Origin of the sequence: Nguyenibacter vanlangensis (assembly GCF_013376155.1) — a bacterium.
Lineage (GTDB): Bacteria > Pseudomonadota > Alphaproteobacteria > Acetobacterales > Acetobacteraceae > Gluconacetobacter > Gluconacetobacter vanlangensis.
Genome location: NZ_JABXXP010000933.1, coordinates 1 through 918, shown reverse-complemented (window position 1 = coordinate 918; position 918 = coordinate 1). Strand labels below are relative to the sequence as shown.

Annotated in this window: 1 protein-coding gene; it reads right to left on the bottom strand. The window is 65.3% G+C overall.

The window, feature by feature from the left end; all coding sequences use genetic code 11:
• Nucleotides 1–399: NAD(P)/FAD-dependent oxidoreductase (locus tag HUK84_RS20265; protein WP_246285798.1), on the bottom strand; the 399-nt coding region annotated here is incomplete at its 3' end.
• Between the last annotated feature and the right edge of the window lie 519 nt (nt 400–918).

Genomic DNA, 918 nt, shown 5'->3' with positions numbered 1-918 from the left:
CTGGGGCAGGGCGCGGGCGACCGCCTCGGAATCCAGTTCCCGCGTATCGAGTCCCCGGCCGCGGGCCTGGGCGAACCAGGCTTGCAGGGCCGACCACTCCGCTTCGGTCTCGGCAAGCGACACCAGCCCGCAGGGCCGAAAGCCGAAATCGCCCTCGGCCGCCCATCGGCGCCACAGCGGGCGGCTCTGCAGGGCCAGTTCCAGCTCGGCCATGTCCTGCCCGACGGTGCGCATCCAGCCCCAGTTGCGGCTGGATTGCTCATAGGCCGGAACACCCTTGTCGAGGACCGCGACGGACAGGCCGCGCTCCCGCAGGAACAGGGCGGTGGACAGCCCGATGATCCCCGCGCCGACGACGACGACATCATAGCGTGGTTTCGGGCGCGACGGCGACGTCATGACATGCGGGCTCCGCGTGCGTTCACTGGGCTCCATCGTGGCTGCAGATCCATTCGTATACCGGATGCCCATCACGCCGAACCAACCTCTACATAACCGGTGTTTCAGCATACTGGAAGGGGAATGGACTCACCGGTTTTCACGCCGAATCTTCCTCCGTGAAAAGAATTTTCGGCTGTTTTCAGCCAATTTCAAAGAATTTTCGGTCCATATTCAAAACGAGCTGGACAGGCAATATCGTTTCGGCCTAGCGTCGGTATGCTGAAACGCGATGATCCGGCGGATGTCATGCCATCATGGGGTATTCGGCATACATTGGGTGCGCCGTGCGCCGCGTCGCGTCCCGACCATCTCCCAGGCAGTGGGGCGCCCTATGTCCGGTCTCAGATTCCGTTCCCCCAGCGTCACGGCGGCCGCGTCCGCGGGCGTCACGCTGATCGCCGCGACGGTTGCCAGCGTGACGGTAGCCAAAGCGGCGGTCGCCGGCGCGCGGCCGCACCCGCTATCCGGCACGGCGCC